This window comes from Rhodococcus sp. NPDC055112 (assembly GCF_053607505.1).
On the sequence record NZ_JBSGTR010000102.1, the window covers coordinates 1 to 9,532 of the forward strand.

A 9,532-nucleotide genomic window follows, 5' to 3' on the forward strand; every position below is an offset into this window, starting at 1 on the left:
CACCACGAGAGTTCGTGCAGCGGTGCTCAGTAGCGGCGGGCGCCGTCCATCGGCATGGACGAGAGCGGCGCGCGCTTGACCGGGGTACCGGAGGTCGCGGCGTGGATGACCTCGCCGTTGCCCGCGTAGATGCCCGAGTGCGAGCCACCGTAGAAGGAGACCACGTCGCCCGGCTTGAGGGCGGAGGTGGAGACCGGCGTACCGGCCGAAGCCTGGTCGTAGCTGGTGCGCGGCAGGTTGATGCCCGCCTGCTTGAAGGCCCACTGCACCAGGCCGGAGCAGTCGAAGGAGTCCGGGCCGGAGGCGCCGTACACGTAGGGCGAACCGATCTTGCTCGCGGCGGCCTGAACTGCCTTGTCACCTGCGGAAACCAGCGGCGCGGGGGCGGGCGCACCGGGCGCACCTGGCAGGACAGGGAGGCCGGGGACCTGGATGGTCTGGGCAGGCACACCCGGGATGTCGAAGGTTCCGATGCCAGAGATCGTGACGGGCTCGGCGAGGGCCGGGCCTGCAGAGACTGCGATGGCACCGAAGGTCAGCGCGCTGGCGACGGCAATGCGTCGCACCGAACGCTGGGTAGTGGATGAAGCCACGAGAAGGGGTACTCCGTTTCTTCCGTTCATCCGCCGACCGAGTTAGCTGACGGGTTCGGGCTGGGAAGATCAGCCCTACCCGGCGGCACGCATTTCGCGCTCCGACGGGATTCACCCCAAAGAAACTGGGTTCCCGGCACGATCGCTCTCACGAGTGATCGATTAGGCGGTACCTGGCGATGCCGCACCGGATGGTGTGGCAAGACTCCGCTAGGTCTCAGGAAGATTACGAAAGCGTTGAGCCCCTGTCGACCCAACACGCGCAATCACTCGGCCGATTCGGACATATCGCCCACAAATGGGCGCTAGGCCACTCCCGGGTCACGGACAGATAACGACCGACCGGTCTGCGTGGCATCCACGGCACGCACCAACCGGAGCCTCGGCACCAGTCCGACATCGGCGAGCACATCCAGAGCGACCCGTTCGTCCTGCTCAATACTGATGCGGGCCGACCCCGATGCGCCCACGGCCCGGCCCCCCTGCCGGACACCGGGCGGCCCGAGCAGCACCGTCACCACACAGTCGCCGCACGCGGTATTGCGAACCTCGCAGTCGTTGCAATCGACAATCACTGTGATCCTCGTCTCTGCCGGTGGCCTCGCGGCGTTTCGGAAGCCTCTGCGACGGAAAGTAGCGGCGCGGTCCGACACGGACTGCGCGACGGCCGCGGCAGGCGGGCCCTGTCGGTGGCCGCCCCTAGCCTCAGCCGGGTGAGCCCGCAGAGTCCTCCCAACGCCCAGCTGAGCTTCGACGAGCTCGAAACCCCACTGCGGGACACCACCTTCGTCGTCGTGGACCTGGAGACCACCGGCAGCGCACCTGGCGAGGACGCGATCACCGAGATCGGTGCGGTCAAGATCCGTGGCGGCGAGGTCATCGGCGAACTGTCCACCCTCGTCGATCCCGGCCGCTCGATGCCCCCGTACATCGTCGAGCTGACCGGGATCACCTCCGCCATGCTGATCGGGGCACCGCGAATCGAGCGGGTGCTCCCGAGCTTCCTCGAATTCGCACGGGGCGCCGTCCTGGTCGCCCACAACGCGCCCTTCGACATCGGCTTCCTCAAGGCCGCCACGGCCCGCTGCGAGCTGCCCTGGCCACCGTTCCAGGTGTTGTGCACCGTCAAGCTGGCCCGCCGGGTGCTCGGCCGGGACGAGGCACCCTCGGTGAAGCTCTCGGCCCTCGCCGCGCTCTTCGACGTCAGCACCAAGCCCACCCACCGGGCCCTCGACGACGCCAGGGCGACGGTCGACGTCCTGCACGGGCTCATCGAGCGGGTCGGCAACCTGGGCGTGCACAGTTACGCGGAGCTGGTCGACTACCTCCCCAACGTCTCCGCCGCGCAGCGCGGCAAGCGCGGGCTCGCCGCGGACCTCCCCCGCACCCCGGGCGTCTACCTGTTCCGCGGCCCGTCCGACGAGGTGCTCTACGTCGGCACCGCGGTCAACCTGCAGCGCCGGGTGCGCGGCTACTTCACCGGATCAGAGACCCGCGCGCGGATGAAGGAGATGGTGGCGCTGGCCACCAGGGTCGACCACGTCGAGTGCGCGCACGCCCTCGAGGCGTCGGTGCGCGAACTCCGGCTGCTGGGCGCGCACGCCCCTCCCTATAACCGGCGCTCGAAGTTCCCCCGCCGGGCGTGGTGGATCACCCGCACCGCCGAGCCGTTCCCCCGGCTCGCGATCTCCCGCACCGCGACCTCCGACGCTCTCGGCCCGTTCGGGTCACGCACGGACGCGGCGGAGGCCGCCGCGACGATCGCCGACATCTGCCGAATCAGGACTTGCACCAAGAGAATTCGCGACGACCAGCCCCACGGGCCCGACTGCCCGGACAGTGCGGTCGGCGGTTGCCCCGCCGGGGGAACGCCACAGAGCGCGGCCGAATACCGCCATGCGCCGGACACCGCACACGCGCTCATCCGGGGAACCGACGATGCGCCGCTGCACATGCTCCGCGCCCGGATCGAAGAACTCGCCGCGGCCGAACTGTTCGAGAGCGCCGCGCGGCTCCGTGACCGCACCACGGCCCTTGCGCTCGCGCTCCGCCGGGCTCAGCGCCTCGCGAGCCTCGCCGCCGTCGACGAGCTGGTCGCCGCGCGCCCCTCGCCCTCCGGCGGCTGGGAGCTGGCTGTGATCCGGGCAGGCAGACTCGCCTCCGCCGGGATGGCGGAGCGCGGCGTGCCTCCGATGCCGGTCGTCGAGGCGCTGATCCTGTCGGCCGAGACCGTGATCGAGGAGCCGTCACCGCTGCGGGGCGCCACGGCGGGCGAGGCCGGGCTCATCGCAGGCTGGCTCGAGACACCAGGGGTCCGGATCGTGCGCGCGAGCCACGGGTACGCCGAACCCGCGCGCGGCGGTGGCGGCTGGCTGCACTGGTGCGCGGTGGCGCGGGGCGCCGCCGCCGCTGTAGGCACCGCCTAGGGTGACAGGGGAAAGAACAGAGTCGGACGCCCATCTATGGACGAGGACCCACACGGCCCCTTCCTATAGATAGGACGCCACCGCAGCCAAGGAGCGAGATGATCAACGCCATCGTCCTCATTCACGCCGAAGCGAACCGGATCCCGGAGACCGCGCAGGCGGTGGCCGACATCCCCGGAGTGTCCGAGGTCTACTCGTGCGCGGGCGACGTCGACCTGATCGCCATCGTGAAGGTCCGCGACCATGCCCAGATCGCCGAGGTGATCACCGGCGCGATCAACAAGGTCGACGGCGTCGTTCAGACGACGACCCACATCGCCTTCCGCTCCTACGCCAGCGCAGACGTCGAGGCCGCCTTCTCCATCGGCGAGTGATCCGGCGCGGGAACCCGCCGTTCGGCTCGGCCGACGGCGGTTCCCGCACTGGGCGGGCTTCAGTCCGCCAGTTCGGTGGAGACCGCGACCCAGCGGTCGAGCAGCGCCGCCGCGTCGCCACTGTCGATCGCGCGCACGGCCCGGTCGATGCCCGCACGCATGGCACTGTCGAGCTCACCCGACAGACCGCTGTGGGCGGCGATCGCGCCTGCCGCGTTCAGGACCACCGCGTCGTGCACCGCGCCCCGCTCGCCGCCGAGCACCGCCCGCGCGATCACCGCATTCGCCTCGGCGTCGCCGCCACGCAGGGCCGACAGCGGCGCCCGCTCGATCCCGAGGGCCGTCGGGTCGATGCTGTCCTCGCGCACCTGCCCACCGGACACGACGTACGCCGTGCTCGTGGTCGAGGTGGTGATCTCGTCGAGTCCGTCGTCGCCACGCACCACCAGTGCGCTGCTGCCCCGCCGCGCCAGGACCCCGGCCACCACGGGCTGCAGGTCCGCGAAGGCACAGCCGATCAAGCCGGCCCGCGGCCGTGCGGGGTTGGTCAGCGGGCCCAGCACGTTGAACACCGTCGGGATGCCGATCTCCTTGCGCGGACCCGCGGTGAACCGGAACGCGGGGTGAAAGGTCGGCGCGAAGCAGAACCCGATCCCCACCTCGCGCACGCACCGCGCGACGGCGTCCGGGCTCAGGTTGATCCGGACGCCGAGCGCCTCGAGCACGTCGGCGCCGCCGCTCTTCGAGGACGCGGCCCTGTTTCCGTGCTTGACCACCCGGATACCCGCGGCGGCCACCACGACCGACGCCATGGTGGAGATGTTGACGGTCTGCTGCCGGTCGCCTCCTGTGCCGACGACATCCACGGCGTCACCGTCGACGTCGATCGTGCGGGCGTGCGCGAGCATCGCGTCGGCGATGCCGGTCACCTCGGACGGGGTCGGGCCCTTCATCTTCAGCGCGATGCCGAACGCCGCGATCTGCGCGGAGGTGGCGTTGTCCGACATGATCTCGTCCATCGCCCACGATGCGGTCCCCGGATCGAGATCGCGTCCGTCCGTCAGCGCACCGAGCACCTCTGGCCAACTCCCCATCGCAACCGCCTCTTCCGTCGCCGTCAGCACAATCGAAGACGAAGCTTAGTCAGTACGGGCAACCGGATTCCGCGGCGGCTGCAGCGCGTCCCATCCGAGGACACGGCCACCCGCGCGCTGCGCCAGCCCCGCCATCCGGGAGCGCTCCTGCGAACAGTGCAGCGCGTCGAGGACCTGCACCCGCTGCAACACCAACGCCACCAGTTCATCGGCCCCCGATTCCGCCCCGGCCGGGTCGACATCCAGCGGCGCAGGCGCATCCGGCCCCGCGACGGTGTAGTGGTCCTGGCCCGCCAGCTCCACCGCGCCTTGCACCTGATCCGCGGGCACCCTCAGGTGGTGCCGCAGGACGGCGTCCGATTCCGCGATCCAGCCGGGATCAGACCCCGCCGCGCGCTCCAGCGCCCGACTGCACGCCTCGGCGTCGTCGAAGCTCGATGCCACCACCACAAGGTCGCTCCGCATCGCGTCGAGCGGCACCGCCCTACGCCGTCCGAACCGCTTGCGCCACCACCGCACTCGTTCCATGACACCAGCCTCGCATGCCCGACTACCTGCACAATCAGCGACCACGCGTAGCGTGTGAAGGACCGCGACGCGCCAACAGCGGACCCGGGTTCCCTTCTCTTACGACAAGGCGTCATACTTCTGTGCGTGACGAGCGCAGTAGGGACCCAAGGATCCGCAATCACCCAGCGCGTGCACTCGCTGAACCGGCCGAACATGGTCAGCGTCGGCACCATTGTCTGGCTGTCCAGCGAGCTGATGTTCTTCGCCGGCCTGTTCGCGATGTACTTTGTCGCGCGCGCGCAGGCGGACGGACACTGGCCGCCGGAGCCCACCGAGCTGAACCTCGGCCTCGCGGTGCCCGTCACCGCGGTGCTGGTGGCTTCCTCCTTCACCTGCCAGATGGGCGTCTTCGCCGCTGAGCGTGGTGACGTCTTCGGGCTGCGGCGCTGGTACACGATCACCCTGTTCATGGGCATCGTCTTCGTGCTCGGCCAGGCGTACGAGTACTACCACCTGGTTCACGAGGGCACCACGCTCGCCAGCAGCTCCTACGGCTCGGTCTTCTACATGACGACCGGCTTCCACGGTCTGCACGTGATCGGTGGTCTGGTCGCCTTCGTCTTCCTGATCGCGCGTACCAAGGTCAGCAAGTTCACCCCGGCACAGGCAACGGCTGCGATCGTTGTCTCGTACTACTGGCACTTCGTCGACATCGTGTGGATCGGCCTGTTCGCCACCATCTATTTCATCCGTTAAGAAGCTGAACGCAGTTCACAGCCCAAGCCCGTTCAGTCCGTCCCGCGAGACCAAAGGGATACAGATGAGTTCATCCCCCCCTTCAGCAGCCGCCGGTAGCGCGTCTGCCACGAAAGCCCGTCGGCAGCGAAAGTTCCGGCGACGTGTCACCGGCGCCATGGTCCTGATGATGGGCCTTGTCGGTGCCGGTTTCCTCGCCGCGGCGCTGACGCCGACTCCGCAGGTGGCCACCGCATCCGATGATTCGGCAGCGCTGATCCGCGAGGGTAAGCAGCTCTACGACACGTCCTGCATCACCTGCCACGGCGCGAACCTGCAGGGTGTCCAGGACCGTGGCCCGAGCCTCATCGGCGTCGGCGAGGCCGCCGTCTACTTCCAGGTGTCCTCCGGCCGCATGCCTGCGGTGCGCAACGAGGCCCAGGTCGTTCGTAAGCCCACGAAGTTCGACACCAAGCAGACCGACGCCCTCGGTGCCTACATCCAGGCCAACGGCGGCGGTCCGACCGTGGTCCGGGACGCGAACGGCGAGATCGCCCAGTCGTCGCTGCGCGGCGACGATGTGGCCCGCGGCAGCGAGCTGTTCCGCCTCAACTGCGCGTCGTGCCACAACTTCACCGGCAAGGGCGGCGCATTGTCCTCCGGCAAGTTCGCCCCGCCGCTGGAGCCGGCGAGCGAGCAGCAGATCTGGCAGGCGATGGCCACCGGTCCGCAGAACATGCCCAAGTTCTCCGACCGGCAGCTGAGCCCGGACGAGAAGCGGGACATCATCGCCTACGTCAAGTCCGCGACCGAGTCCAAGAACCCCGGCGGCTACGGCCTCGGCGGGTTCGGCACCGGCCCCGAGGGCATGGCCATGTGGGTCATCGGAATCGTTGCGGTTGTAGGCGCAGCACTCTGGATCGGAGCAAAGTCATGAGCGACGCCGGTCACGGCGACACGCCAAAGAAGCACACCGAGGAAGAGCTCGCCGCGATGAGTCGCGACGAACTCGTCGAACTCGGTACCAACCTCGATGGCGTCGACATCGCATTCCGCCGCGAGCGGTGGCCCGTCGAGGGCACCAAGGCGGAGAAGCGTGCCGAGCGGAGCGTGGCCATCTGGTTCACGATCGCAGGCATCTCTGCCCTCGCGTTCATCGCGATCTACCTCTTCTGGCCCTGGGAGTACAAGGGCATGGGCGAGGAGGGCTACAACGCATACAACCTGTACACGCCGCTGATCGGCCTGACCATGGGTCTCGCGATCCTCGGTGTCGGCGTCGGCGCGGTGCAGTTCACCAAGAAGTTCATCCCCGAAGAGGTCTCCATCCAGGACCGCCACGACGGCGGCTCGCTGGAGCAGGACCGCAAGACGATCGTCGCGGAGCTGAGCGACACGCTCGACACCTCGACCATCGGCCGTCGCAAGCTGATCACCCGCAGCCTCGGCTTCGGTGCAGGCGCCGTCGGCATCATGGCGATCATGCCCCTCGGCGGACTGATCAAGAACCCGTGGGCGAAGGGCGACAAGTCCGACCTGTGGACCTCGGGCTGGACCCCGACGTTCCCCGGCGAGACCATCTACCTGCGTCGCTACACCGGCCGTACCGATGACATCGTCCTGGTCCGCCCTGAGGACCTCGACGCGGGCGCCATGGAGACGGTCTTCCCGTTCCGTGAGTCCGAGCGCGGCAGCGAGCGCGCCCTTGCGCACGCCCTCAAGCGTGCCGACAACCCGGTCATGCTCATCCGCCTGCGGACCGAGGATGCCAACAAGGCCGTCAAGCGCAAGGGCCAGGAGAGCTTCAACTTCGGCGACTACTTCGCGTACTCCAAGCTGTGCACGCACCTCGGCTGCCCGACGTCGCTCTACGAGCAGCAGACCAACCGGATCCTGTGCCCGTGCCACCAGTCGCAGTTCGATGCTCTGCAGTACGGCAAGCCGATCTTCGGTCCCGCCGCCCGCGCACTGCCTCAGCTGCCGATCACAGTGAACGAAGAGGGTTTCCTGGTCGCCAACGGTGACTTCGTCGAGGCTCTTGGCCCCGGATTTTGGGAGCGTCCGTCATGACAACCACCACAGTTGGCCAGTCCAAGATCGCGGCACACGCCGCGAAGGCGGGCGAGAGCATGGACTCGCGGTATCACCTCGCGGCGGGCATGCGTCGGCAGATCAACAAGGTCTTCCCGACGCACTGGTCCTTCATGCTCGGCGAGATCGCGCTCTACGCCTTCGTAATCCTGCTGATCTCGGGTGTCTACCTGACGCTGTTCTTCGACCCGTCGATGGCGGAGGTCGTCTACGACGGCGCCTACCAGCCGCTGCGCGGCGTCGAGATGTCCCGGGCGTACGCCACGACACTCGACATCTCGTTCGAGGTGCGCGGCGGCCTGTTCGTCCGGCAGATCCACCACTGGGCCGCACTGATGTTCGCCGCGTCGATCATCGTGCACCTGCTGCGCATCTTCTTCACCGGCGCGTTCCGGCGCCCGCGTGAGGCGAACTGGGTCATCGGCTGCCTGCTGCTGATCCTGGCGATGTTCGAGGGCTTCTTCGGCTACTCGCTCCCCGACGACCTGCTGTCCGGCACCGGCCTCCGCGCCGCGCTGTCCGGCATCACGCTGAGCATCCCGGTGATCGGTACCTGGATGCAGTGGCTGGTCTTCGACGGCGACTTCCCCGGCCAGCTGATCATCCCGCGCCTGTACGTGGCACACGTGCTGCTGCTGCCCGGCATCATCCTGGCCCTGATCGGCGCGCACCTGGCGCTGGTCTGGTACCAGAAGCACACGCAGTTCCCCGGCCCCGGCCGCACGGAGCAGAACGTCGTCGGCGTCCGCATCCTCCCCGTCTTCGCGGCCAAGGGCGGGGCGTTCTTCGCCTTCACCTTCGGCATCCTCGCCCTGATGGGTGGCCTGCTGCAGATCAACCCGATCTGGAACCTCGGCCCGTACAACCCGTCCCAGGTGTCCGCGGGCGTCCAGCCCGACATCTACATGATGTGGACCGACGGCATGGCGCGTCTGTGGCCGGCGTGGGAGATCTACCTGTGGGGCACCTACACGATCCCGGCGGTGTTCGCGGTCGCGATCATCATGGGCCTGGTGTTCACGGTGCTGATCGCCTACCCGTGGATCGAGAAGCGGTTCACCAAGGACGACGCTCACCACAACCTGCTGCAGCGTCCGCGTGACGTTCCGGTGCGCACCTCGCTCGGCGCGATGGCCCTGACGTTCTACGCCATCCTGACGATCATGTGCATCAACGACATCATCGCGTACAAGTTCGACATCTCCATCAACGCGACGACGTGGATGGGCCGCATCGGCATCGTGGTGCTGCCGCCGATCGCCTACTTCGTCACCTACCGGTTCTGCCTCGGCCTCCAGCGCAGCGACCGCCAGGTGCTGGAGCACGGCATCGAGACGGGCGTGATCAAGCGCCTGCCGCACGGTGAGTACGTCGAGGTCCACCAGCCGCTCGGACCCGTGGACGACCACGGCCACCCGATCCCGCTGGAGTACCAGGGCGCCGCGATCCCGAAGAAGATGAACAAGCTCGGTTCGGCGGGCAAGCCCGGCTCCGGATCCCTGCTCGTCGCGGATCCGGCCGACGAGGCCGCGGCACTGCTCGCGGCCGAGCACAAGAACGAGCACGACCAGCTGGCGATCCTCAAGGATTACCAGGACAAGGCTCACGGTCACGGCGCCTACGCCGACGGCGACGGCGAGAAGCCGTCGACGGACGGCGGCCACTGACCCCGGTCAGAACCAGGCGAAGGCCCCGAACCCATTGGGTTC

9 protein-coding genes and 1 riboswitch are annotated in these 9,532 nt (G+C 68.4%); of the genes, 6 read left to right on the forward strand and 3 right to left on the reverse strand.

The window, feature by feature from the left end:
• Nucleotides 1-26: 26 nt before the first annotated feature.
• The gene (locus ACWFRB_RS25870; protein WP_452644119.1) at nucleotides 27-593 is read right to left on the reverse strand and encodes an NlpC/P60 family protein; all 567 of its coding nucleotides are present in this window, start codon (nucleotides 591-593) and stop codon (nucleotides 27-29) included.
• A 15-nt stretch (nucleotides 594-608) separates the two neighbouring features.
• Nucleotides 609-772, reverse strand: a riboswitch (cyclic di-AMP (ydaO/yuaA leader).
• Between the two features lie 534 nt (nucleotides 773-1,306).
• On the opposite strand from ACWFRB_RS25870, the gene ACWFRB_RS25875 reads away from it, so the two are divergent.
• Nucleotides 1,307-3,019, forward strand: a complete 1,713-nt coding sequence (locus tag ACWFRB_RS25875; RefSeq protein WP_452644121.1) for a DEDD exonuclease domain-containing protein — start codon at nucleotides 1,307-1,309, stop codon at nucleotides 3,017-3,019.
• Between the two features lie 98 nt (nucleotides 3,020-3,117).
• Nucleotides 3,118-3,393: an Lrp/AsnC family transcriptional regulator gene (locus ACWFRB_RS25880; protein WP_452644123.1), complete on the forward strand. Its 276-nt coding sequence runs from the start codon at nucleotides 3,118-3,120 to the stop codon at nucleotides 3,391-3,393.
• A gap of 59 nt (nucleotides 3,394-3,452) precedes the next feature.
• Here the strand turns inward: ACWFRB_RS25880 and trpD are convergent, their stop codons facing one another.
• Together trpD and ACWFRB_RS25890 are read right to left on the reverse strand one after the other, a co-directional pair.
• The gene (gene trpD, locus ACWFRB_RS25885; RefSeq protein WP_452644125.1) at nucleotides 3,453-4,487 is read right to left on the reverse strand and encodes an anthranilate phosphoribosyltransferase; all 1,035 of its coding nucleotides are present in this window, start codon (nucleotides 4,485-4,487) and stop codon (nucleotides 3,453-3,455) included.
• A gap of 45 nt (nucleotides 4,488-4,532) precedes the next feature.
• On the reverse strand, nucleotides 4,533-5,015 hold the full coding sequence (locus ACWFRB_RS25890; RefSeq protein ID WP_452644127.1) for a hypothetical protein: 483 nt from the start codon (nucleotides 5,013-5,015) through the stop codon (nucleotides 4,533-4,535).
• Nucleotides 5,016-5,141: 126 nt separating this feature from the next.
• Here ACWFRB_RS25890 and ctaE point away from each other — a divergent pair, with 126 nt between their 5' ends.
• From ctaE to qcrB, 4 genes are all read left to right on the forward strand, one after another.
• The gene (ctaE, locus tag ACWFRB_RS25895) at nucleotides 5,142-5,753 is read left to right on the forward strand and encodes an aa3-type cytochrome oxidase subunit III (RefSeq protein WP_452644129.1); all 612 of its coding nucleotides are present in this window, start codon (nucleotides 5,142-5,144) and stop codon (nucleotides 5,751-5,753) included.
• Nucleotides 5,754-5,817: 64 nt separating this feature from the next.
• The gene (gene qcrC / locus ACWFRB_RS25900) at nucleotides 5,818-6,669 is read left to right on the forward strand and encodes a cytochrome bc1 complex diheme cytochrome c subunit (protein WP_452644131.1); all 852 of its coding nucleotides are present in this window, start codon (nucleotides 5,818-5,820) and stop codon (nucleotides 6,667-6,669) included.
• On the forward strand, nucleotides 6,666-7,802 hold the full coding sequence (gene qcrA / locus ACWFRB_RS25905) for a cytochrome bc1 complex Rieske iron-sulfur subunit (RefSeq protein WP_452644133.1): 1,137 nt from the start codon (nucleotides 6,666-6,668) through the stop codon (nucleotides 7,800-7,802). Before qcrC ends, qcrA begins: the two co-directional genes overlap by 4 nt.
• Complete coding sequence (gene qcrB, locus ACWFRB_RS25910) at nucleotides 7,799-9,490, forward strand: cytochrome bc1 complex cytochrome b subunit (protein WP_452644135.1); 1,692 nt, start codon at nucleotides 7,799-7,801, stop codon at nucleotides 9,488-9,490. The genes qcrA and qcrB overlap by 4 nt, the downstream gene beginning before the upstream one ends.
• Nucleotides 9,491-9,532: the final 42 nt, after the last annotated feature.